Genomic DNA, 22,892 nt, shown 5'->3' on the forward strand with positions numbered 1-22,892 from the left:
GGAGGGACTTCTCATGCTCCGTGAGTTCAGGCTCCCCGACGTGGGCGAGGGGCTGACCGAGGCCGAGATCGTCAAGTGGCACGTGGCCCCGGGCGACGCGGTGAAGATCAACCAGACGATCGTGGAGATCGAGACGGCCAAGGCCGTCGTCGAACTGCCGTGCCCCTACGAGGGCACCGTCTCCGCCCTGATGGTCGGCGAGGGCCAGACGGTCGACGTCGGCGCCCCGATCATCTCGGTCGAGGACGGCGCGGACGGTGGCGGCGCCGGCGCGGGCCGGGAGGCCCTGGCGGACGACATGGTGCCGGACGTGCGGAACGGCGCTCCGGCGAAGGAGGAGCGCCAGCCGGTGCTGGTCGGGTACGGCGTCAAGACGAGCGCCACCCGCCGCCGCCCCCGCAAGCCGGCGACGTCCGCTCCGGCCTCCATATCCGCTCCGGCCGCCGCGTCCGCTCCGCCGGTTCCACCCGCCCGGACCGCCGCGCCCCCGCCGGCCGCTCCCGCTCCGGCCGATGCGGTCCAGGGCAACGGGTCCACGGCGTCCGCACGGGCCCGCGTCCTGGCCAAGCCGCCGGTCCGCAAGCTCGCCAAGGACCTCGGTGTCGACCTGACGACCCTCACGGGCACCGGCCCCCAGGGATCGATCACCCGGGCGGACGTGGAGGCCGCGGTGGCGGCACCCGCCCCCGTTCCGGCCGCCGCACGGCGGGAGGCCGGGGCGCGGGAGGAGCGCATCCCGGTCAGGGGGGTCAGGAAGGCGACCGCGCAGGCGATGGTGGCCAGCGCGTTCTCGGCCCCGCACGTGACCGAGTGGCTGCAGGTCGACGTGACCGAGACGATGGAGGCCGTCCGGCGGCTGTGTACGCTGCCCGAGTTCGCCGAGGTCAAGGTCTCCCCGCTGCTCCTCGTGGCCAAGGCCCTGATCACCGCGGTCAAACGACACCCGATGGTCAACGCCACGTGGACCGGCGAGGAGATCGTGGTCAAGCACTACGTGAACCTCGGCATCGCCGCCGCCACCGATCGCGGGCTGATCGTGCCGAACGTCAAGGACGCCGACGCGATGTCGCTGCCCGAGCTCGCCCGGGCGCTGGGCGAGCTGACCGAGCGGGCGCGGGCCGGCAAGTGCCAGCCCGCCGAGCTGAGCGGCGGCACGATCACGATCACCAACGTGGGCGTCTTCGGCGTCGACGCCGGCACGCCGATCCTCAATCCCGGGGAGGTGGCGATCCTCGCCGTGGGCCAGATCAGGGACATGCCCTGGGTGGTCGACGGGCAGCTCGCGGTCCGCAAGGTCACCACGCTCGCGCTGTCGTTCGACCACCGCGTGGTCGACGGCGAGCTCGGCTCGTACGTCCTGCGCGACGTCGGCGCCATGCTGGAGGACCCCCTCCGCATGCTCGCCTGGAGCTGAGCGGGGACCACTCAAGTCGGATGCAAGATCCGAACCAGTGAGGCGCAAGCTCGGATTCCTACCGTTCGCTTGTGATCCTCATACTGAGCGACCGGCAGGACACCTCCGTGCGCCGTGTCCTCCCGAAGATCGAGCGCCTGGGCGTCCCCGTGACCTGGTGGGACAGCGGTGAGTTTCCCGCCAGGTCACGGGTGACCGCGGCCTTCGCCGACGGCTCGCGGCGGTTGACGCTGGACACCGGCGCCCAGGTGGTCGATCTCGCCACGGTCACCGCCGTGTGGAACCTGCGCCCCAGCCGCTCGGTGGCCGCGGCGAACGTGTCGGACCCGACCCACCGGGCGCACGTCGAGTGGCAGTCCCGTTTCCACCTGGACGGCGTGTGGGAACTCGTGCGGGCCCGCTGGCTGCCGTGCCCGCACCCCGTCACCGGCCGGACGCGCAACCGTCTCGTCCACACGGCCCTGGCCGCCGAGCTGGGCTTCGCGGTGCCGGAGACCGTGTACACGAACGACCCGGCGGAGCTGGTCCCGGCGTACGAGCGTGCCGGAGGCAGACTGCTGGTGAACCTGCTCGACCCCGAGGACCTGCGGATCGACGGACAGGACCACCGGGTGCACACCACGCTGGTCCGCCGCCGGCACCTCGCCTCACGCCACCGGTTGCAGCACGAGCCGGTCATCCTGCAGCCCTGCCTGCCCCGGACCGTGGACCTGCGGGCGGTCGTCGTGGGCGAGCGCGTGTTCGCCGTACGGGTGCGCGAGCGGCCGGGTGACGGCCCGGGCGACTTCGCCGTGCACCGCCTGCCGGAGGAGATCGAGCGCCGGTGCGTGGCCCTGGCCGCCTCGCTCGGCCTGAGCTACGCGGTCGTGCATCTGGCGCTGACCGGGGAAGGCGAGCACGTCTTCCTGGAGATCGATCCGAACGGCGCGTGGGCGCCGGTGGAGGAGAGCGCCGGGCTGCCGGTCAGCGACGCCATCGCCGCCTGGCTGGCGGCATGACCGCCGTATCGGTGACGGCGTTCGCCGCGGTCCTCGCCGAAGCCGTCGAACTGCTGCGCGGCCTGCGCCGCCGCCGTACGGCCGTTCCCGAGGCCAGGAGCCTGGCCGCGGCGTGGGCGGCCACCCACCCGGAGGCACGGGCCCAGCTCGTCGTCGGCCTGCGTCCGGACAGCCCGCTGGTCGACTACGACCTGCTCGTCGAACATCCGGAGGGTGGCACCGTGGCCCTTTCCGCCTCGCCGGACGACGGCGTGCCCTGGCCGGCCGAGCACTCGGCCCACTGGGCCGCCGGAAATTGGGCCGCCGGATATCTGGTCACGGTCGACCGCGTGCGCCTGCGCGTCGCCGAGGCGCTCATGCTGCTGCCCAGGCGGCCGTACGGCGATCGCGACGTCCACGACGAGATCGTCGAGCAGTGCCTGCTGATGAACGAGACGCTGGAGGACGGCGAACCACTCGACGACGCCGACATCCGGGCCGCCACCGAGGAGTTCCGCGCCGGCCACGGCCTGCGTGACCGCGCCTCCACGCTGGCCTGGCTGGCGGAGATGTCGCTGTCCGGCGAGCAGTTCGAGGCGTTCATCGCTGGGATCGCGCGGCGGCGGCGCTTCCGGCGGCGCAAGGAGGCCGAGCTCGCGCCGGGCCATTTCGCGGCCCACCGCTGCGACTTCGACCGCGTACGCGCCCTGTGGGTGACCGGGTCGCAGCCGGTGAACGGGGAGTTGCTGCGTGGCGTGGGCGGCCTGCTGGGCTGCGGGGAGGCCGTGGTGACCGTCGGCGCGCGGTGGGCCAGAGACCTGCCCGCGCCCCTGCGCCACGCCGCGCACGACACGCTGGTCGGTCCGGTGGCGTACGGCGACGGCTATCTGACCGGGATCGTGCTGGAGCGCCGGGTGGGACGGGACGATCCGGAGACGCTGGTCGCGGCGGGCGAGACCGCCTTCGACGAGTGGCTCGCCGGCCGGCGCAGGCGGGCCTCCATCGAGTGGCACTGGCTGTGAGGACCTGGCTGAACGCGATCGACGACCCGGTGACGGGCATCGCCGGGCCGGTCGTCGCCGCGTCCCGGGGGCCGGAGAGGACCCCGGGACATGCCGTCAGGCGGCGTCGAGAGCTGCGGTGATCTTGCGGGCCATGTCGGCCATGGTGGGGCTGGGCGCGCCCTTCTGGGCCCGGGTGGCTGCTTCGATGGCGACGATGACGGTGCCGCGGAAGTTGTCGGCCTCTGCCGGAGCCTGCTTCTTGAGCAGGCTCATGGCCGCCGTCAGGGCCGGCAGCACGTGGTCGGCGAGTTCGGCCACGGACTTGCCGCTCAGGTTCATGCCTGTCGACTTCTCGGCGAGCACGTGCCCGACCAGGCCGGTCGCGGAGGTCAGGGCGATGGAGCCCTCGGTGGCGACCTTGTGGGGCGAGCCGGCGGCGCCGGCGGCGGCCAGCAGCGAGACGGCGCCGTAGGCGGCGGTCCGCAGGGTGATCTTGTCCTGGTCGATGAGGGTGATGGACATGGTGGGGTCCTTTACAGCTGTTGCACGGATGGGAGAAAGGGTCCTGCCGGTGCCCCGTGCTTGATGCCCCGTGCTTGATGCCCCGTGCTTGATGCCTGGTGCGTCAGGGGGCTGAGGGCGGGTCTGCCGGGACGCGGGCTCGGTGTCAGTCGTCGATCGCCTGGTAGAGCGTGGTCCAGAAGTCGTGGATGAGCTGCATCGAATCCGGGGTGGACGCCCCGACCTGGGTGAGCAGGAGTCCGGTGAGCTGCCTGGCCGGGTCGGCGTAGGCCGCGGTGCCGCTTCCGCCGTCCCAGCCGAACTGGCCGACGGAGGCGTAGTCGCCGCGGTAGGTGCGCACCGCCATCCCGAAGCCCCAGCCGCCGTGCTGCCCTTGGCCGTGCGAGATGTGGACGTTGTTGACGGCCATGGCGTTGCGGGCGGCGTTCTGCTCGGGCGTGAGCCGGTTGGTGGTCATCAGCTCGACGGCGGGCCGGGACAGGATCCGCTTCCCCTTGTGCGTTCCGCCGTTGAGCAGCATCTGGAAGTAGGCGTGGTAGTCGTCGACGGTGGAGACCAGCCCGCCGCCGCCGCCCTGGAAGGCCGGAGGCTCGCTCCACCGTCCTCCCTTGGCCTCGTCCCACACGAGGAACTCGCCGGTCTGGGGGTCGGGGGCGTAGAGGGTCGGCAGCCGGTCGATCTTGTCCGAGGGCACGTGGAAACCGGTGTCGGTCATCCCCAGCGGATCGAAGATGCGCTCGCGCAGGAACTCCTCGAACGACTGGCCCGTGACCCTGGCCACCAGCACGCCGAGCAGGTCGCTGCCGATGTGGTACTGCCAGCGCTCTCCGGGCTGGTACATCAGCGGAAGCGTGCCGAGGCGGCGCATCCACTCGTCCGGCTCGGGCATCGGCACCGGCAGATTGGGCGTGAGCCCCTGCTCGAAGACCGCGTTCATGATCGGGGTGCCCAGCGACGTCATATCCATGCCGATCCCGAACGTGGAGGTCAGCACGTCCCGCACGGTGATCGGCCGCCGCGCCGGCACGGTGTCGTCCAGCGGGCCGTCGATCCGCTTCAGCACCCGGCGGTCGGCCAGTTCCGGCAGCCACGGGTCCACCAGGTCGTCCAGTCGCAGCCTGCACTCATCCAGCAGGACCATCGCCGCCGCGACCGAGACCGGCTTGGACGTCGAGGCCATCCGGAAGATCGTGTCCCGGCGCATCGGCGCGCCACCGTCATGGCGCATCGTCCCGAGCGCTTCGACGTGCGTCCGGCCGGCCCGGCTGACCAGGGCGACGAGCCCGGGAATCCTGCCCGACTCGACATACCGCGCAAGCACCTCGCGCAACCTGCGCAGCCCGGTTGCGGAGAATCCGCTGTCGCCGGTTTCCATCATGAATCTCCTCACGCACAGTGGTCGATCTGCCTTTATCGGGACTCCCTTTGCGGTGCCACCGGCACCCACAAGCGTTCGGGAATCTCTGAACGTCTGCGACACTACATTGCGTTCACTGATCGGTCAACAGATAAACGAGCGAATAGTGCCTGCTATCACAGGACGCAAGGGCAGGCTTTGCAATGACTGTGAAGCTGAACGCAATGAGCGACCGGGCGTGCATTGCAATGGACTCCGGGTGAATGCATACTGTGCAGCACGCGGGCGCCGAGCTCCGCGCACGTCGGCGGACAGGAGACGAGCACCGATGCCCGGAGGCAGACTCACCGACGAGGACCGTCAGCAGATCGCTGCGGGGCTGGCCGAGGGGCTCGGATACGCGGAGATCGGCCGGCGTCTGGGCCGGCCCGCCTCGACCGTCATGCGGGAGGTCACCCGCAACGGCGGACCCGACGATTACGGGGCGGAGCGGGCGCACGAGGCCACGCGGCACCGAGCGCGCCGGCACAAGCGGGCTCAACCTCCGGCGCCGCCGATCCCCGACAGCGGCCATGGGCGTGACCCCCAAGCGGTGCTGGACTTCACGGAGTCCTTCATCGACCTCCTCGCTCAGCAGGGGCTGCCCCGGATGGAGGCCAGGGTGCTGGCCTGCCTGTACGTCACCGACTCCGGCACTCTCACCGCCGCCGACCTGGTCCAGCGGCTTCACGTCAGCCCTGCCTCGATCTCCCACGCCGTCGCCTTCCTGGAACAGCAGGGGATGCTCAGGCGGGAACGGGTTCCCGGCGCGCGGCGCGAACGCTATGTCCTCGACGACGAGATCTGGCTCCGGTCGATGCTCGCGTCTCTCCAGATGAACGAGGCCCTGGTGGCCGCATCGCGGCGCGGAGCCGAGATACTCGGGGCCGCGACCCCGGCGGGCGTCCGCTTCGAGTCCTCCGCCGAACTTCTGTCCCTCGTGAGCGAGGCCTTCCGGCAGGTCCTGGAGCAGTGGCAGAACCGCGCCGCCCCGAGCGCTCGCCGGCCGGCGCGAACGCCTGGCGATTGAGGATGAGAGGATGAGCGCCGTGAAGAGCGCGGCCGCCCGGCCGCGTGCGTCTCATCCCAGGGGGAGTGCATGTTCCGCCACGTCGTGCTGCTGAAGTGGACCGAGGACGCCACCGAGGAGCAGCGGGCCGAGGTGGCCAGGCGGCTGGGCGGGCTGCCGGACGTCATCCCCGAGTTGCGCTCCTACCAGATCGGCCCGGACGCGGGCGTCGACCAGGGCAACTTCTCCTTCGGCGTGGTCGCCGACTTCGACTCCCCCGAGGACTACGTCGTCTACCGCGACCACCCGGCCCACCGGGCGGTGATCGACGAGTGCATCACGCCGATCCTCGCCGCCCGCGCGGCCGTGCAGTACGTCCTCTAGGTTCCCTGCGGATGCAGTGATTCGACCGCTTCGACCAGAGGGGCGAGCCGGGGGTTCCGGGCTGCCTGGTCGAGGGCTTCCCGCAGGGCGGCGTCGTTGGTGGGCCGGGCCTCGGCGAGCAGCGCCAGGCCCTCGGGGCTGACGTCGGTGTAGATCCCACGGCGGTCGGTGGGGCACAGGTAGCGGGTGAGCAGTCCCCGCTCTTCCAGCCGGGTCACCAGGCGCGTCGTCGCGCTCTGGCTGAGCACCACGGCGTCGGCGACCTGCTTCATCTGCAGATGGCCGCCGGGGCCGTCGTGCTGCCGGCTGAGCGTCTCCAGCAGGGAGTACTCCCGCACGCTCAGGCCGTGCTTGCTCTGCAGGGCGCGCTCGATGTGCGCCTCGATCTTCTCGTGCAGCAGGGAGAGCGCGCACCAGCCCTGCGCGAGTGCGGTGAGGGCGGGATCGGCGGCCGTCATCGACTCTCCCTCCGTTCGCGTGTGACTCAGACGAGGATACTCCACCTCTGCAATAGCCCGCGCTTGCAAGTATCAGGCGTATGCAACTATTGTCTGCGCCTGTTACTTGCTCGTGCAATTGTTGGGGGACGTTCATGCCTCTCGCACTCGTAGCCCTCGCCATCGGGGCCTTCGGGATCGGGACCACCGAGTTCGTGATCACGGGGTTGCTTCCGCAGGTGGCGTCCGACCTCGGGGTCTCCATCCCGACCGTCGGCCTGCTCGTCACCGGCTACGCCCTGGGCGTGGTCGTCGGCGCCCCGCCGATGACCGTGCTGGGGACGACCATGTCCCGCAAGCGCGTGCTGATGCTGCTGATGGGGCTGTTCATCGCCGGCAACCTGCTCTCGGCCCTCGCGCCGGGCTTCGGGGCGATGCTGGCCGGCCGGGTGGTCGCCTCGCTGGCGCACGGCGCCTTCTTCGGCATCGGGTCCGTGGTCGCGGCCGAACTGGTCGCCCCGCACCGGAGGGCCGGGGCGATCGCCCTGATGTTCACCGGGCTGACCGTGGCCAACGTCGTCGGCGTGCCCCTGGGCACCCTGGTCGGCCAGGTCGCCGGCTGGCGGACCACCTTCGCCATCGTCGCCGGGCTCGGCGCCGTCGGCCTGATCGGCATCGCCGTGCTCGTGCCCGAGATGCCGCGCCCCGAGGGCGTACGCCTGCGTCACGAACTGGCCGCGCTCCGCGACGTCCAGGTGCTGCTGGCGATGGGCATGACCGTGCTCGGGTTCGGCGGCGTCTTCGCGGCCATCACCTACATCGCGCCGATGATGGTGCGGGTCGCGGGCTATCCCGAAGGGGCGGTCACCTGGCTCCTGGTCCTCTTCGGCCTCGGCATGGTCGCCGGCAACCTCGTCGGCGGAAGGTTCGCCGACCGCGCGCTGATGCCGATGCTGTACGTCTCGCTGGGTGCCCTCGCGGTCGTCCTCGCCGCCTTCACACTGACCGCGCACAGCAAGATCCTGGCCGCGGTGACCGTCGCCCTGATCGGGGCGCTCGGCTTCGCCACCGTGCCGCCGCTGCAGAAGCGCGTGCTCGACCTGGCCCACGGCGCTCCGACGCTGGCCTCGGCCGTGAACATCGGCGCCTTCAACCTCGGAAACGCCCTGAGTTCCTGGCTCGGCGGCCTCGTCATCGCGGCGGGCCTGGGTTACACCGCGCCCAACTGGGTGGGCGCCCTCCTGACCGCCTCCGCGCTCGTGCTCGCCGTCCTCTCGGCCGCCCTCGAACGCCGCTCCGCCGTGGTCGCGGCCGTCTGACCTTCCCTCTCGTTCACTGGGCCTTCCGCACTCCCGGGCATGCTCCGCCCTGCCGGACGATCACCGGTGCCAGGCGGTGACGGGTCCGTTGTGTGCCGCTTGCTGGAATCTCATTTCGCCGCACACTTTCACCCCCCACCCGTGCGAGATCAAGGCCGTTCCTGATAACGATTCAGATATGCGAAGCCAGTTCATAAACATGAACGCGCTGTGACCTGCGTCACGGCCTCGATCCGCCCTCCCGTACGCCCGTGACCTGCGCACCCGCCATTGACGGCGGGCGGAGGGCGGGCGCATCGTAACGAGGCCAGGCGGTTGTCGGTCCGGGTGCCGCCGTTCACCCGGAGGTACGACGCGCGTGAACCATTTGGACTGGTACGTTCTGGGCGCCTATTTCCTCGTCGTGGTGGCGATCGGCGTCTACTCGCACCGGCGCATCGGCGATATCAGTGACTTCTTCACCGCCGGGGGCAAGATGCCCTGGTGGCTGGCCGGCATCTCGCACCACATGTCCGGCTACAGCGCCGTCATGTTCACCGGGTACGCCGGCATCGCCTACCTCTACGGCGCCACCTCGTACGTCACCTGGGCGTTCCCGATCGCGATCGGCGTCGCGATCGGCTCGGTGCTGTTCGCGCCACGGCTGAACCGGATCCGCTCGAAGCTCAACGTCAGCTCGCCGCTGGAGTTCCTCGCCAAGCGGTACAACGTGCCGACCCAGCAGGCGCTCGCCTGGTCGGGCGGCCTGCTGAAGATCGTGGACGTCGGCGCGAAGTGGGCCGCGATCGCCACGCTGCTGTCGACGTTCACCGGCCTGTCGCTCAACCAGGGCATCCTGATCACCGGCGTCGTCACCGCCGTCTACTGCACGGTCGGCGGCCTGTGGGCCGACGCGCTCACCGACTTCGGGCAGTTCGTCATCCAGCTCCTCGCCGGTGTCGTGATGCTGTTCGCCGTCCTCGCCAAGCTCGGCGGCATCGGCGCGGTGGGCGACATGTGGGACCGGCTGCCGCCCGATCACGCGAACCCGCTCAACGGGCCGTACACGATGACGTTCCTGCTCGCGTTCCTGTTCATCAAGACGTTCGAGTACAACGGCGGCATGTGGAACCAGGCCCAGCGCTACATGGCCGCGCCGACGGCGGCGCAGGCGGCCCGCGGCGCGCGGCTGTCGGCCGTGCTGTGGGCGGTCTGGCCGCTGCTGCTGTTCTTCCCGATGTGGGCCGCGCCGCTGCTGGTCCACGCGACCAAGCCGGACGCGAGCGACTCCTATGCGCTGCTGACCACCCAGCTCATCCCGCACGGCCTGCTCGGCCTGGTGATCGCCGGCTTCTTCTCGCACACGATGGCGATGGCCTCCTCCGACGCCAACGCGATCGCCTCGGTCTTCACCCGCGACGTGATCCCGGTGCTGTCCCGCGCGGCGCGGGCCTGGGACACCCGGGCCGGCCTGGTCGCGGCCCGGGTCACCACGGTGGCGTTCATCGCGCTGTCGATGGCCGTGGCCACCCAGGTCAACAGCCCCGTGCTGAAGGACATCATCACGGTCGTCATCAAGTGGGTGGCCGGGCTCATGGGCCCGATCTCGATCCCGCTGCTGCTCGGCATGCTGCCGCTGTTCCGCCGGTCCGGACCGACGGCCGCGCTGGTCTCGTGGGCGGCCGGCCTGTTCGTCTTCTGGCTCACCAACTACGGCATGAGCGACGTCTCGACCGCCGTGGCGACGGCCGCGCCGGTGGCCACCTCGCTGGTGCTCTTCACGATCATCGGTTTCATCCGCCCGGAGAACACCCCCGAGCGCGAGGAACTGCTCCAGACCGTCAACACCGACGAGGACAGCGCCGCCCGGCCGCTTCCGGCGTCCGCCTGAGGGCGAGCGTGCCCCCACTGACCGCCGCACCGCTCCCCGCGTTCACCTGACCGGCCCGGGGAACGGTGCGGCCCCAAACGCGGTACGGCCGCCGCACCCGTCAGTGGGGCGGCGGCCGTACCGAACCAGAACCAGATCAGAAGGACTCTTCCGGCAGTTCCATGAGGTCCTGGCCGGTGGCGGCGAGCACGCGGCGCTCGGCGGCCAGGCGGGGCAGCACGGTCTGCGCGAAGAACGAGGCCGCGCCGACCTTGCCCGTGTAGAACGCCTTGTCCTCCTCCGAGGCGGACAGGGCGTTCAGCGCGATCTCGGCCTGGCGCAGCAGCAGCCAGCCCAGCACCAGGTCGCCCAGCGCCATGAGGAACCGGGTGGTGTTGAGGCCGACCTTGTAGACCTCCTGCGGCGTCTCCATGGAGGCGATCGCCCAGCCGGCCATCGTGTCGGCCATGGCCTTGACCTCGTCGGCCGCCTCGTCGAGCAGGCCGCGCTCGACCTTCAGCCGCCCGTTGCCCGCCTCCGAGGCGGCGAACGTCTTGATCTCGCCGAGCAGCGACCCCAGCGCCGCGCCCTGGTTCCGCAGGACCTTGCGGAAGAACAGGTCCTGGCCCTGGATCGCGGTCGTGCCCTCGTACAGTGAGTCGATCTTGGAGTCGCGGATGTACTGCTCGATCGGGTAGTCCTGCAGGAAGCCCGAGCCGCCGAGCGTCTGCAGCGAGCGCGCGAGCAGCTCGTACGACCGCTCGGAGCCGACGCCCTTGACCAGCGGGAGCAGCAGGTCGTTGAGCGCCTCGGCGGCCTCGTCGCGGCGGCCCTCGAACTCCGCGATCTGGATCTGGTCCTGGATCGTCGCCGTGTAGATGACCAGCGCCCGCATCGCCTCGGCGTACGACTTCTGCAGCATGAGCTCGCGGCGTACGTCGGGGTGGTGGGTGATCGGCACGCGCGGCGCGGTCTTGTCGCCGGCGCGGGTGAGGTCGGCGCCCTGGACGCGGTTCTTCGCGAAGTCCAGCGCGTTCAGGTAGCCGGTGGAGAGTGTGGCGATGGCCTTGGCGCCCACCATCATGCGGGCGTGCTCGATGACCATGAACATCTGCCGGATGCCGTCGTGCGTGTCGCCGACCAGGTAACCGATGGCGGGGTGCTTCTCGCCGAGGGTGAGCTCGCAGGTCGTGGAGACCTTCAGGCCCATCTTCTTCTCGACGTTGGTGACGTACACGCCGTTGCGCTCGCCCAGCTCGCCGGTCTCCAGGTCCACCAGGTACTTCGGCACGAGGAACATCGACAGGCCCTTGGTGCCGGGCTTGGCGCCCTCGGGCCGGGCCAGCACGAGGTGGAAGATGTTCTCGGCCATGTCGTGCTCGGCGCTGGTGATGAAGCGCTTGACGCCCTCGATGTGCCAGGTGCCGTCGGGCTGCTGGACCGCCTTCGTACGGCCGGCGCCGACGTCGGAGCCGGCGTCGGGCTCGGTCAGCACCATGGTCGCGCCCCAGTGCCGCTCGACGGCCATCTCGGCGAACCGCTTCTGCTCCGGAGTGCCGAGCTCGAACAGCAGGTGGGCGAAGGCCGGGCCGCAGGCGAACATCCACACGGCGGGGTTGGCGCCGAGCACCATCTCGGCCATGGCCCACACCAGGCTGCGCGGGGCGGGCGTGCCGCCGAGCTCCGGCTGCAGCTCCAGGCGCCACCACTCGGCGTCCACCCAGGCCTGGTAGGAGCGCTTGAAGCTCTCCGGCATGGTCACGCTGTGGGTGGCGGGGTCGAAGACGGGCGGGTGGCGGTCGGCGTCCTCGAACGAGTCGGCGATGGGACCGGTGGCGAGCCGGTTCACCTCGTCCAGCACGCTTCGCGCGGTGTCCTCGTCCACCTCGGCGAACGGGCCGGTGCCGAGGATCTCCCTGCGCCCGAACACCTCGAAGAGGTTGAACTCCAGGTCGCGGAGGTTGCTCTTGTAGTGACCCATCTGTGTGCGCTCCTAGAACCGAACCCGGGGGTAACGTACTGGTCGGTAACTCTAAACGAATGCTACCCGCGAGTAACCGGCGATAGCCATGGTCTGTGCCACAGATCGCACGGAATGGTGACGCACAACCGATATGTTCTTGTTGTGAGAAGGCCGTGATCCGCGGTCTTCCCGGACGAGGTGCCCGCCGTACCCGGACCAGCGAAGACGGTGGGCGGAAGGACATGGACCAAGTTCTGCAGATCGTCGGCGCCGTCCTGATTCTCGGCGCGTTCCTGCTCTCCCAGATGAACGTCCTCGACAACCGCTCGAAGATCTACCTCACGCTCAACCTCGCCGGCTCCGCGGTGCTCGCGTGGCTCGCGTACGCGGACGACGACTGGGGATTCCTGCTGCTGGAAGGGGTCTGGGCCATCGTGTCCGCGGTCGGCCTCCTCCAGTCCCTGCGGCCGCGGCGGACGGCAACGTAACCTGCTTGACATCTTTGCCGGTGTCGCGATTGGCTGGGCGCGTGATTGAGATCAACACGATGACGATCGACTGCGCCCGGCCGTACGAGCTGGCCCAGTGGTGGAGCGAGGCCCTGGGCTGGCCGCTCGTCGACTCGGAGCCGGAGGACGACGAGGTCGTGCTGGACCGTCCGGACGGCCCTCCGCACCTGCTGTTCATCCGGGTGCCCGACGGCAAGACGGTCAAGAACCGCCTGCACCTCGACGTCGTCCCCTCCGGGAACGGCACCCGCGACCAGGAGGTGGAGCGGCTGCTCGCGCTCGGGGCCAAGCCGTACGAGGACCACCGCACCCCGGAGGGCGCCGGCTGGGTCACTCTCCTCGACCCCGAGGGCAACGAGTTCTGCGTCTGCCGCAGCGCGGCGGAGCGAGAGGCCTGAGCGGTCAGGCGCCCTTGGCCCGGCCGCGCATCGAGAACGTGAGGACGGTGGTGATCAGCAGCACGAGCGCGCCGCCCCACAGCGCGTCCCAGGCCGAGCCGAAGAGGCCCTCGCCGTCGATCACGAGCTGCACCGGGTACATGAGGGCCGCCGCACCGAGGCCCGGGTAGAGCGAGAAGCGCCAGGGGTGGCGCAGCGCCCAGAGACGGGCCTGCCGGGTCACCCGGTCGCCGACGTCCGGCTTGGAGATCGCGCCGATCGCCGCGACGAGGGCGAACACGGTGATCCCCGCGCACAGGGCCCAGGTCAGGTCGGCCGGGCCGGGCAGGATGACGCCCAGGAGGAAGCTCGTGGCCGCGACCGCCCCACCGGACGTCGCCGCGGCCCGCCAGGGCGCGCCGCGCAGGGCCGCGCCGGCCAAGGACATCTCGTCCATGCGGGTCAGTTCGTTCATGACTACAGCGTGCCTTTTGGGGTGTTTCCCCGGTATCGGGGAAGTCCCTGAGCCGCCCCTGACGCCACCCGGTTAGGCTCCCCGGCATGGATCTGCACTTCCGTACGGCCCGGCGTGAGGACGTCCCCGTCATCGTGGCCATGATCAACGAGGACCCGATCACCGCCTCCCGCCCGTCTTCCGGGGAGCCGGACTACTACGCCGCCTTCGAGGCGGTGGACGCCGACCCGCGCAACGAGCTGATCGTCGTGGAGTCGGGCGACGAGGTGGTCGGGACCATGCAGATCACCTATATCCCCGGGCTGTCGCGGCGGGGCGGCGAGCGCGCGCTGATCGAGGCGGTCAGGGTCGCCGTCCCGCACCGCAACCGGGGAATCGGCCGGGAGATGATGCGGTGGGCGGTCGAGCGGGCCCGGGAGCGCGGCTGCGCGCTGGTGCAGCTCACCTCCGACAAGGCCCGCACCGAGGCCCACCGCTTCTACGGCTCGCTCGGTTTCACCGCCTCACACGAGGGGTTCAAGCTCCTCCTCGCTTGAGAGCGGGGCGACGTCGACGAAGTTGTCGTGGTAGACCGGGCCCCGGCCCATGTCGGCGTCCCTCTCGTCCACCAGCGCGTTGGGGTTGGCGCCCCCGGACAGCTTCGGCCAGTGGCCCTTCGGCGCCGCCACCACCCCCTGCGCCACCCGGTCGCTGACCTCCACGTACGCCCTGAACTCGCCGTTGCCGTTGAAGACCCGGGCGGCCTGCCCGTCCACGAGCCCCCGCGACGCGGCGTCGGCGGGATTCACCAGCACCCGTGGGCCCTTCGACCGTTTGCGCAGCTCCGGGTTGTTGGCGAACTGCGTGTTCAGGAACGTGTGCGCGGCCGGGGTGATCATGACGAGCGGGTGCGGCCGGTCGGCGGGAGCCGTACGGGCGGTGAGCGAGGGGACGTAGCCCGCCACGCGCGGCAGCCCGGCGGCCTCGGCCTTCGCGGAGGCGAACTCCAGCCGCCCGCTCGGCGTCGGGAAGCCCTCCGCGAACGGCACGAACGGTTCGGCCACCGGAAGCCGGGCCCACCCCTGCTTGCGGCACTCCTCCAGGGAGACCCCCGCCTGGGCGAGCGTCTGCCCGGCCAGTTCGAGGTCGCTGTCGTAGAGAGACGGCTCGGTCAGGCCCATCAGCCGGGCGAGCCGGCGGAAGGTCTCGGTCGTGGAGAGGCACTCACCCGGCGGCTCGACCGCGGGCTCGTTCCACACCATGTACATGTGCCCGTAGCCGTGGTGCACGTCCAGGTGCTCGATCTGCATGGTCGCGGGCAGCACGTAGTCGGCGTAGTCGACGGTGTCGGTCGGGAACTGCTCCATCACCACCGTGAACAGGTCCTCCCGCGCCAGCGCCGCCCTGATCCGGTTCTGATCGGAGGTCGAGCCGAGCGGGTTGGCCGCGTAGACCCACAGGCACTTGACCGACTCGTCCAGCCCGTCGGCCAGCCGCGTCATCGTGAGCGTGCGCACGGGGTGGGGGAGCAGGTCGTCGCGCGGGTCAGGGCCCGTGGGGGCGTATCCCGAGGTGGAGTAGGCCACGCCGCCGCCCGGGTGGCGCCAGTCGCCGGTGACGCCGGGGATGCACGCGATCACCCGCATCGCGGCCCCGCCGCCCTCGTGCCGCTGGATGCCCATCGTGGCCCGGATGCCGGTCGGCCGGGTGTGCGCGAGCCGTACGCCGAGGGCGCGGATCCGCTCCTCGGGCAGGCCGGTGATCTCCGCCACCAGCGCCGGGGGATGCCTGCGGATCTCGGCCTCGAACTCGTCCCAGCCGGTCGTGTGCTCCTCGATGTACGCGCGGTCCTCCGCGCCCTCCTCCAGCACGACGTGCAGCAGGCCGAGGGCGAGCGCCGCGTCGGTGCCCGGCCGGATCGGCAGGTGCTCGTCCGCCTGGTCGGCCGTACGCGTGCGGATGGGGTCGATCGCCACGACGTACGCCCCGGCGGCGCGGGCGTCCTGGACGAACTTCCACAGGTGGTGGCCGCTGGTCAGCGTGTTGGTGCCCCACAGCAGGATGAGCCGCGACAGGGCGAACGTCTCCGGGTCCATGCCGCCGGGAGTCCCGTTGACGTACCGCAGCCCGTCGTTGCCGGCCCGCGCGCAGATGTTGAGGTCGTGCCGGGACGCGCCGAGGGCGTTCCAGAACCGCCGCCCGGCCTGACCCGACTCGCCCTGGACGTAGCCGAGCGTCCCGGTGCCCTGGTAGGGCCAGATCGCCTCGCCGCCGTGCTCCTCGACGATCGACGTCAGCTTGGCGGCGATCTCCGACAGCGCCTGGTCCAGGCTGATCCGCTCGAACCGGCCGGATCCCTTCGGCCCCACCCTCTTCAACGGGTGGAGAACACGGTCGGCCGACCGCACCTGCTCCAGGTAGCGGTTGACCTTCACGCACAGGGCCCCGCGCGTGTAGGGGTGGTCGCGGTTGCCGCGCAACCCGACGGCCTCGCCGTCGCGTACGGTGACGACCCACGAGCAGGTGTCGGGGCAGTCGAGCGGGCAGGCGCCGAGGACGGGTAGCGACGTGCTCATGGCATCGACGTTAGCGCGCCGCTCACGGTCGGTCTCTACCGGATTTCCCGCACGTAGGCGATGTTCGCGGCGTCCTCGGGGTCGGTGCTGGGGACCCCGGCGAACCAGGCGTCCAGAATCTCCATCAGGACCTGCTGGGAGGTGAGGCGGAGACCGAGCGCGAGCACGTTGGCGTCGTTCCACTTGCGGGCGCCCTCGGCGGTGGCGGCGTCGGTGCACAGCGCCGCACGCACGCCCGCTACCTTGTTTGCCGCTATGGACGCGCCGGTGCCGGTCCAGCAACAGACCACGGCCTGGTCCGCGCGGCCCTCCGCGACGTCCCTCGCCGCGGCGGAACAGCACCACGCCCAATCGGCCCGGTCACCGGGGGCCAGTGCTCCATAGAGTGTGACTGAATGGCCGCGCCGTTCCACCTCGGCCGCAAGCACCGACGCGATTCCGTCGAGGCTGTCCGAGGCCAGGGATATACGCATGCCGTCAATTGTGGACACCGAGTGCGAAGATCGCACAGAATCGCTGGTGGTGAGAGGCATCAAGGAGCAGGACATAACGCTGGACACTCCTGGCCAAGGAGCTGTCCTCGTCGTCGAGCCTCTGCTGCCGCAGCGGATCCGCCGTCCTTCCGACGCACTGCGGTTCCTGCTCACGCTGCTGGCCCTCGTCGCCGTCGTACTGATGGCTCTGGCCCTGCAACGCACGCTGAACGGCCTGGAGACCGACGTCCAGGCGGGCACCGGCCGCGCCCCCGATGTGCTGTCGGCCGCCGCCGGGCTGCTGGGCGGTGTCGCCGTGCTGATCGTTCCGGTCGCGTTCGCCGTCGAGCGGGTCTTCCACCGCGACGGCATGCGTGTCACCCAGGGGTTGATCGCCGCGATCCTCGCCCTGCTGGTGTCGTACGCGCTGGACGAGTGGCTGGTCAAGGCGGGCCCCGCCGACCTGGTGCAGTTGCTCACCGGTGGCAGGGACGTGGAGCCGCTCAACACCGTGCTCACCCCCGCCATCGCGTACGCCACGGCCGTGCGGATGGGCCGGCGCCCGCACTGGCGGGCACTCATGTGGGTCGCGCTGGCCCTCGACGTGTTCGCGCTCTTCACCGCCACCAAGGTCACCGCACTCGGCGTGATCCTCACGTACATCGTGGGTCTCGCCGTCGGGTTCGGCACGCTCTACGGCATCGGCAGCGCGAACACCAGGCCGCCCGGCAGCGCCGTGCTGGCGGCGCTGCGCAGGCTCGGTTTCACGCCGGTCAGCGCCAGACGGGTGGAGGACGACAGCTCGGGCAGCCGCCGCTACCTGGTCGGCCTCGCCGACGACCGGCGGATCGACGTGACCGTGCTCGACCGGGACCGGCAGGTGGCGGGCGTCCTCTACCGGCTGTGGCGGCGTTTCCTGCTCAACAACGAGACCCGGCGCAGGGCCATCCGCTCGCTGCGCGCCGAGCTGGAGCGCGAGGCGCTGATGGCGTACGCCGCGCAGGCCGCCGGGGTGCGGCTGCCGCGCCTGCTCGGCACGAGCGAGATCGGCACCGAGGCCGCGCTGCTCGCCTACGAGCACGTGGACACCCGGCCGGTGAGCGATCTGCAAGACGAGGACTTCGACGACGAGCTGCTGGAGCGGATGTGGGGGCAGGTCCGGCTGCTGCACGCGCACCGCCTGGCCCACCGCCACCTCACCGGCGAGAGCATCCACGTCGACGCCCATCGGAACGTCTACCTCGTGGACGCCCGCAGCGGCGAGATCGCGGCGGGCGACCTGCTGCTGCGGCTCGACATCGCCCAGCTCCTCGCCTACCTCGGCACCCGCGTGGGAGCCGAGCGCTCTGTCCGGTCGGCGGCGAAGGTGCTGGGGGACAACACCCTCGCCGGGGCGATGCCGCTGCTCCAGCGGATCGCGCTGAGCCGGGACACCCGGACGGCCGCCCGCCGGGACAGGAAGCTCCTGCCCGCCATCCGTGAGCAGATCACCGCGCTGAAGCCGCAGGTCGAGGTCCAGGAGGTGCGGCTCGAGCGGTTCCGCCCCCGGACGCTGGTGACGATCATCGTCAGCACGATCGGTGCCTACTTCCTGCTCTCCCAGCTCAGCCAGGTCAACCTGACCAGTGTGATCACCACGGCGAACTGGGCGTGGAGCGGCGTCGCGCTGCTCGCCGGCGCCCTCAGCTACGTCGCGGCGGCGATCATGCTGCGCGGGTTCGTGCCCGAGCCGCTGCCCCTCGGCCGTACGGTCCTGGCCCAGCTCGCCGCGTCGTTCGTGAAGCTCGTCGCGCCCGCCGCGGTGGGCGGCGTCGCGCTCAACACCCGTTACCTGCAGAAACGAGGCGTCCCGCCGGGGGCGGCGGTGACCAGTGTGGGGGCTTCGCAGCTCATCGGCCTGGCCATGCACATCATGCTGCTGCTGCTGTTCGGCTACCTCACCGGAACGCAGGCCGCGCCGTCCCTCACCCCGTCGCGGGGCCTGCTCGTCGTGTTGCTCGGCGTCGCGGTGCTCTTCCTGATCGTGCTCGCCGTACGGCCGCTGCGCCGCGTGCTGACCACCCGCCTGCGGGCGATGTTCTCGGGGGTGATCCCCCGGCTGCTCGACGTGGTGCAGTCGCCCAAGAAGGTCCTCGAAGCGGTGGGCGGGACCCTGCTGCTCACCCTCAGCTTCGTGATCTGCCTTGAGGCGTGCGTGCAGGCGTTCGGCGGCAAGGCCAGCTTCACGGCGGTCGCCGTGGTGTTCCTGGCCGGCAACGCCATCGGCTCGGCCGCCCCGACACCTGGCGGGCTGGGCGCGGTGGAGTACGCCCTGTCGCTCGGCCTGCAGGTCGCCGGCGTGCCGGGCCCCATCGCCACCTCGGCCGTGCTGCTGTTCCGGCTGATGACGTTCTGGCTTCCCGTCCTGCCCGGCTGGGCCTCCTTCGCCTACCTTCAGCGTCAGAACGCCCTCTGAACCCTTGACGGCCGACTTGGGCGATGCCCGGCCGGGCTTCGCCGCCCGCCGGACCAGACCTGGGACGGGTCTGGGGCCTCAGGCACCTGGTGTCTGTGCGCCAGACCACGGACACCAGGGCCATGAGCCCGGGCTCAGCAGCCCGGGCTCACGAGCATGGGGTCACACGCCGCGGTGCGGGCGCGCCGGCCGGTGCACCGCGGCTCGTGGACGTTCATTCCGCGCTGGAAGCGGCCCAGAGATTGATCCCGCACTCGACCGCGTCCTTGTCGATCGCGTCCAGCTCGTCCTGGGTGAAGTCGAGCCGGTTGATCGCGTCGAGGTTGTCGTCGAGCTGCTCGACGCTGCTCGCGCCGATCAGGACCGACGTCACCCGCGGATCGCGAAGCGCCCAGGACAGGGCCATCTGCGCCAGCGACTGCCCGCGCTGGCCGGCGATCTCGTTGAGCCGCCGGACATGGCGCAGGCTCTCCTCCGTCAGCAGGGACGGATCGAGCGACTTGCCCTGGGCCGCTCGCGAGTCCTTCGGAATGCCGGCCAGGTAGCGGTCGGTCAGCATGCCCTGCGCCAGCGGAGAGAACGCGATGCAACCGGCGCCCTCCTCCTCCAGCACGTCGAGCAGCCCGTTCTCGATCCACCGGTTGAGCATCGAGTAGGAGGGCTGGTGGATGAGCAGCGGCGTGCCCATGTCCCGCAGGATCGCCGCGGCCTGCCGGGTCCGCTCCGGGGAGTAGGACGAGATGCCCGCGTAGAGCGCCTTGCCCGAGCGGACCGCGTGGGCGAGCGCCCCCATGGTCTCCTCCAGGGGCGTCTCAGGATCGAACCGGTGGCTGTAGAAGATGTCCACGTAGTCGAGGCCCATCCGCTTCAGCGACTGGTCGAGGCTCGCGAGCAGATACTTGCGCGATCCCCAGTTGCCGTACGGGCCGGGCCACATGTCGTACCCCGCCTTGGTGGAGATCACCAGCTCGTCGCGGTACCTGGCGAAATCCTGCTGGTAGAGGTGTCCGAAGTTGATCTCCGCGGAGCCGTACGGCGGACCGTAGTTGTTGGCGAGGTCGAAGTGGGTGACTCCGCGGTCGAAGGCCCGGCGGAGGATGGCCCGCTGGGTCTCGATCGGCTTGTCGTCGCCGAAGTTGTGCCACAACCCGAGCGACACCGCGGGCAGCCTCAGCCCGCTCCGTCCGGTCCGGTTGTACGGCATGGGCCCATACCGGCCCTCGGCAGCCACATAGCTCACTCGGTCACTCCAACTCGGTCGAGGATCCAGGAGAGCGCGAACGCCTCCTCACGCCAGGCGTCGTAACGGCCGCTGCGGCCTCCGTGGCCGGCGCCCATCTCGGTCTTCAAAAGGAACGGGCCGCCCTGCGCGGTGGCGCGGAGCCGGGCCATCCACTTGGCCGGCTCGTGGTAGAGCACCCGCGTGTCGTTGAGGCTGGTGGTCGCCAGGATCGGCGGGTATGGCCGGCCGTCGACGTTCTCATAGGGCGAGTAGGACTTCATGTACGCGTAGACCTCGGGGTCGTGCAGCGGGTCGCCCCACTCGTCCCACTCGGTCACCGTGAGCGGCAGCGACGGGTCGAGGATCGTGTTCAGCGCGTCCACGAACGGGACCTCGGCGACGATCCCCGCGAACTCCTCCGGAGCCAGGTTGGCGACCGCGCCCACGAGCAGACCCCCGGCCGAGCCGCCCCTGGCGATGATCTTGTCGGACCATCCCTCGGCCTTGAGATGCCGCGCGGACGCCACGAAGTCGGTGAAGCTGTTCTTCTTCCTGGTCAGCTTGCCGTCCTCGTACCACCGGCGGCCCATCTCGCCGCCCCCGCGCACGTGGGCGATCGCGAACACGAAGCCCCGGTCCAGCAGCGAGAGCCGGGCCACCGAGAAGTAGGGATCGATGGACGACTCGTAGCTGCCGTAGCCGTAGAGCAGGGTGGGGGCGGGCCGGCTCGTGTCCTTCCGGACCACGATCGAGATCGGGATCCTGGTGCCGTCCGGGGCGGTGGCCCACTCGCGGAACTGCTCGTAGTCGGCCGGGTCGTAGCCGCCGAGCACCGCCCTCTGCTTGAGCAGGATCAGCTCGCGCGAGCGCAGGTCGTAGTCGTACACCGAGGGCGGAGTGACCATGGACGTGTAGCTGAGACGCAGCCGGCTGGTCTCGAACTCCGCGTTGCCGGTCGGCGCGACGTCGTACAGCGGCTCAGGGAAGGAGATCTCGTACGGCTCGCCGCCGTCGCCCGGCAGGATCCGGACGCCCGTGAGACCGTCACGGCGGAAGTGGACGCTGACGTAGTCCTTGAACGCGTCCACGTCGAGCAGCCGCGTGTCGTCCCTGTGCTCGATCAGCGGAGTCCAGCTGCCCGGATCGTCGATGGGGGCGGTGGCGAGCTCGAAGTTCACGGCGCCGTCGTTGTGCAGGATGAGGAAGCGGTCGGCCGCGTGCTCCAGCGCGTACTCCACGCCGGTCTGCCGGGGCCGCACCACCGCGAACTCGCCTTCCGGGGTGTCCGCGTCGAGGACCCGGACTTCGCTGGTGATCTTGCTGCCCGAGGTCAGCACCAGGTAGCGCTGGCTGCGGGTCAGCCCGATGCCCACCCAGAAGCGCTCGTCGTCCTCCTGGTGGACGACGACGTCGTCGGTCGAGCCGAGCGTGTGCCGGTGAATCCGGTACGGACGCCACGCCTCGTCCACGGTCGTGTAGAAGAACGTGGAGCCGTCGGCCGACCAGGCGCCGCCGTAGAAGACTCCCGGAATCTCGTCCGGGAGCAGGTCGCCCGTCTCCAGATCCTTGAACCGGAGAGTGAAACGCTCGTCTCCGGAGAAGTCGGTCGAGTAGGCGAGCTTCGTGCCGTCGGGGCTGACCGCGCTCGTGCCCATGGAGAAGAAGGGGCTGTCACCCGCGAGCTCGTTGCCGTCCAGAATCACCTGCTCGCCCGGGAGAGACGTGCCCGGCTCCAGTTGGGGCGGGCTGTCGCCGTCGGCGGCCACGCGGCACTGGATGCCGTACTGCTTGCCCTCTTCGGTCCGGGAGTAGTACCACCAGGCGCCCTTGCGGGTGGGCACGGACAGGTCCGTCTCCAACGTCCTGCCCTTGATCTCCTTGAAGATGCTCTCCTGGAGGTCCTGCAGGTGGCCGGTCATCTCCTGGGTGTAGGCGTTCTCCGCCTCCAGGTACGCGATGGTGTCGGGGTCGTCCTTCTTGAGCAGCCACGCATACTCGTCGACCACGGTGTCACCGTGATGCGTGCGCTCCAGGGGAACCTTCTTCGCTACAGGCGGCATGTCGCTCACCCGCCAAAGTCTATGTTCGGCATGGTCCCGCCAAGCCTCCTCGCTGCGGTCTGTGGATAACCCGGGACGAGGAACAAGGGGGCCGCGGCCGGCGCCGCGCGACCCACCAGCCCCGGGTGTGAGGCGGGCGGAATACATCCGGAGCCCCAGGCGTTCGTCTCAAGTCGGGTCATGGCGGTGCCGGACCCTGGTAATCTTGTGGTGTCGGCGCGGTTCGGCGCACTCCTCTTCGATCACTTCGGTGGTTGTCTTGTGTGTGCGTGGCTGGTTGCCGGCGGCTCCTCGTGCTTTTTGATCTTCCAGGTCTGGTGGTTTTGCGCCGGGCTGGGGGTTCGGGTAAGTTAGAGGGGTTGCCTCGGAAACGGGGTGGTCGAATTCCTGTCGGTCGGCGGGTTTCGGGTCAAATTAAGTCCCGGTGGGGCGGATTTGACACGGAAGAGCCGGTCGGGAAGAATTAAGACCAGCAAGACAAAAGAAAAACAA

20 protein-coding genes and 1 riboswitch are annotated in these 22,892 nt (G+C 70.3%); of the genes, 11 read left to right on the plus strand and 9 right to left on the minus strand.

Annotated elements, in window-relative coordinates; all coding sequences use genetic code 11:
- The first annotated feature begins 13 nt into the window (after positions 1 to 13).
- The 3 genes from FLW16_RS17220 (at position 14) to FLW16_RS17230 (ending at position 3,413) form a co-directional block, all read left to right on the plus strand.
- The gene (locus tag FLW16_RS17220) at positions 14 to 1,414 is read left to right on the plus strand and encodes a dihydrolipoamide acetyltransferase family protein (RefSeq protein WP_142561100.1); all 1,401 of its coding nucleotides are present in this window, start codon (positions 14 to 16) and stop codon (positions 1,412 to 1,414) included.
- A 71-nt stretch (positions 1,415 to 1,485) separates the two neighbouring features.
- Positions 1,486 to 2,412 (plus strand): MvdC/MvdD family ATP grasp protein, encoded by a 927-nt coding sequence (locus tag FLW16_RS17225; RefSeq protein ID WP_142561101.1) that lies wholly within the window; start codon positions 1,486 to 1,488, stop codon positions 2,410 to 2,412.
- Entirely contained in the window at positions 2,409 to 3,413 is a 1,005-nt protein-coding gene (locus FLW16_RS17230; RefSeq protein WP_142561102.1) for a TIGR04500 family putative peptide maturation system protein, read from the plus strand. Before FLW16_RS17225 ends, FLW16_RS17230 begins: the two co-directional genes overlap by 4 nt.
- Positions 3,414 to 3,509: 96 nt before the next feature.
- On the opposite strand, the gene FLW16_RS17235 is transcribed toward FLW16_RS17230, so the two are convergent.
- Together FLW16_RS17235 and FLW16_RS17240 are read right to left on the minus strand one after the other, a co-directional pair.
- Entirely contained in the window at positions 3,510 to 3,917 is a 408-nt protein-coding gene (locus FLW16_RS17235; protein ID WP_142561103.1) for a hypothetical protein, read from the minus strand.
- 145 nt (positions 3,918 to 4,062) lie between these two features.
- The gene (locus FLW16_RS17240) at positions 4,063 to 5,292 is read right to left on the minus strand and encodes a serine hydrolase (RefSeq protein ID WP_142561142.1); all 1,230 of its coding nucleotides are present in this window, start codon (positions 5,290 to 5,292) and stop codon (positions 4,063 to 4,065) included.
- Positions 5,293 to 5,602: 310 nt separating this feature from the next.
- On the opposite strand from FLW16_RS17240, the gene FLW16_RS17245 reads away from it, so the two are divergent.
- Both FLW16_RS17245 and FLW16_RS17250 read left to right on the plus strand, forming a co-directional pair.
- Positions 5,603 to 6,343 (plus strand): GbsR/MarR family transcriptional regulator, encoded by a 741-nt coding sequence (locus FLW16_RS17245; protein ID WP_142561104.1) that lies wholly within the window; start codon positions 5,603 to 5,605, stop codon positions 6,341 to 6,343.
- Between the two features lie 69 nt (positions 6,344 to 6,412).
- A complete protein-coding gene (locus FLW16_RS17250; RefSeq protein WP_142561105.1) occupies positions 6,413 to 6,706 on the plus strand; it encodes a Dabb family protein in 294 nt (97 codons plus the stop codon).
- Here the strand turns inward: FLW16_RS17250 and FLW16_RS17255 are convergent.
- Positions 6,703 to 7,164, minus strand: a complete 462-nt coding sequence (locus FLW16_RS17255) for a MarR family winged helix-turn-helix transcriptional regulator (protein ID WP_142561106.1) — start codon at positions 7,162 to 7,164, stop codon at positions 6,703 to 6,705. The two genes, FLW16_RS17250 and FLW16_RS17255, sit on opposite strands and share 4 nt — an antisense overlap.
- Before the next feature lie 134 nt (positions 7,165 to 7,298).
- Between FLW16_RS17255 and FLW16_RS17260 the strand changes: the two genes are divergently transcribed.
- Together FLW16_RS17260 and FLW16_RS17265 are read left to right on the plus strand one after the other, a co-directional pair.
- Positions 7,299 to 8,462 (plus strand): MFS transporter, encoded by a 1,164-nt coding sequence (locus tag FLW16_RS17260; protein WP_142561107.1) that lies wholly within the window; start codon positions 7,299 to 7,301, stop codon positions 8,460 to 8,462.
- Between the two features lie 358 nt (positions 8,463 to 8,820).
- On the plus strand, positions 8,821 to 10,332 hold the full coding sequence (locus FLW16_RS17265) for a sodium:solute symporter family protein (RefSeq protein WP_142561108.1): 1,512 nt from the start codon (positions 8,821 to 8,823) through the stop codon (positions 10,330 to 10,332).
- Positions 10,333 to 10,468: 136 nt separating this feature from the next.
- Here the strand turns inward: FLW16_RS17265 and FLW16_RS17270 are convergent, their stop codons facing one another.
- Entirely contained in the window at positions 10,469 to 12,292 is a 1,824-nt protein-coding gene (locus FLW16_RS17270; RefSeq protein WP_142561109.1) for an acyl-CoA dehydrogenase, read from the minus strand.
- A 146-nt stretch (positions 12,293 to 12,438) separates the two neighbouring features.
- Positions 12,439 to 12,511: riboswitch (guanidine-III (ykkC-III) riboswitch) on the plus strand.
- Between the two features lie 5 nt (positions 12,512 to 12,516).
- On the opposite strand from FLW16_RS17270, the gene FLW16_RS17275 reads away from it, so the two are divergent.
- Together FLW16_RS17275 and FLW16_RS17280 are read left to right on the plus strand one after the other, a co-directional pair.
- Positions 12,517 to 12,762 (plus strand): hypothetical protein, encoded by a 246-nt coding sequence (locus tag FLW16_RS17275; protein WP_142561110.1) that lies wholly within the window; start codon positions 12,517 to 12,519, stop codon positions 12,760 to 12,762.
- Positions 12,763 to 12,803: 41 nt separating this feature from the next.
- A complete protein-coding gene (locus FLW16_RS17280) occupies positions 12,804 to 13,181 on the plus strand; it encodes a VOC family protein (RefSeq protein WP_260615342.1) in 378 nt (125 codons plus the stop codon).
- 4 nt (positions 13,182 to 13,185) lie between these two features.
- Here FLW16_RS17280 and FLW16_RS17285 read toward each other — a convergent pair whose 3' ends face one another.
- Complete coding sequence (locus FLW16_RS17285; RefSeq protein WP_142561111.1) at positions 13,186 to 13,635, minus strand: hypothetical protein; 450 nt, start codon at positions 13,633 to 13,635, stop codon at positions 13,186 to 13,188.
- A gap of 86 nt (positions 13,636 to 13,721) precedes the next feature.
- Between FLW16_RS17285 and FLW16_RS17290 the strand changes: the two genes are divergently transcribed.
- A complete protein-coding gene (locus FLW16_RS17290) occupies positions 13,722 to 14,171 on the plus strand; it encodes a GNAT family N-acetyltransferase (protein WP_142561112.1) in 450 nt (149 codons plus the stop codon).
- On the opposite strand, the gene FLW16_RS17295 is transcribed toward FLW16_RS17290, so the two are convergent.
- Both FLW16_RS17295 and FLW16_RS17300 read right to left on the minus strand, forming a co-directional pair.
- Positions 14,139 to 16,190 carry a molybdopterin-dependent oxidoreductase gene (locus FLW16_RS17295; RefSeq protein WP_142561113.1) on the minus strand — a complete coding sequence of 684 codons (2,052 nt, stop codon included), beginning with the start codon at positions 16,188 to 16,190 and terminating at the stop codon, positions 14,139 to 14,141. The two genes, FLW16_RS17290 and FLW16_RS17295, sit on opposite strands and share 33 nt — an antisense overlap.
- A gap of 35 nt (positions 16,191 to 16,225) precedes the next feature.
- Positions 16,226 to 16,738, minus strand: a complete 513-nt coding sequence (locus tag FLW16_RS17300) for an RpiB/LacA/LacB family sugar-phosphate isomerase (RefSeq protein WP_312847139.1) — start codon at positions 16,736 to 16,738, stop codon at positions 16,226 to 16,228.
- On the opposite strand from FLW16_RS17300, the gene FLW16_RS17305 reads away from it, so the two are divergent.
- Entirely contained in the window at positions 16,713 to 19,118 is a 2,406-nt protein-coding gene (locus FLW16_RS17305; RefSeq protein ID WP_260615343.1) for a lysylphosphatidylglycerol synthase transmembrane domain-containing protein, read from the plus strand. The two genes, FLW16_RS17300 and FLW16_RS17305, sit on opposite strands and share 26 nt — an antisense overlap.
- Positions 19,119 to 19,332: 214 nt before the next feature.
- Here FLW16_RS17305 and mgrA read toward each other — a convergent pair whose 3' ends face one another.
- Together mgrA and FLW16_RS17315 are read right to left on the minus strand one after the other, a co-directional pair.
- Positions 19,333 to 20,358: an L-glyceraldehyde 3-phosphate reductase gene (gene mgrA, locus FLW16_RS17310; RefSeq protein WP_142561116.1), complete on the minus strand. Its 1,026-nt coding sequence runs from the start codon at positions 20,356 to 20,358 to the stop codon at positions 19,333 to 19,335.
- A complete protein-coding gene (locus FLW16_RS17315) occupies positions 20,355 to 22,400 on the minus strand; it encodes a S9 family peptidase (RefSeq protein ID WP_142561144.1) in 2,046 nt (681 codons plus the stop codon). The genes mgrA and FLW16_RS17315 overlap by 4 nt, the downstream gene beginning before the upstream one ends.
- Positions 22,401 to 22,892: the final 492 nt, after the last annotated feature.

Origin of the sequence: Microbispora sp. KK1-11 (assembly GCF_006874435.1) — a bacterium.
GTDB lineage: Bacteria > Actinomycetota > Actinomycetes > Streptosporangiales > Streptosporangiaceae > Microbispora > Microbispora catharanthi.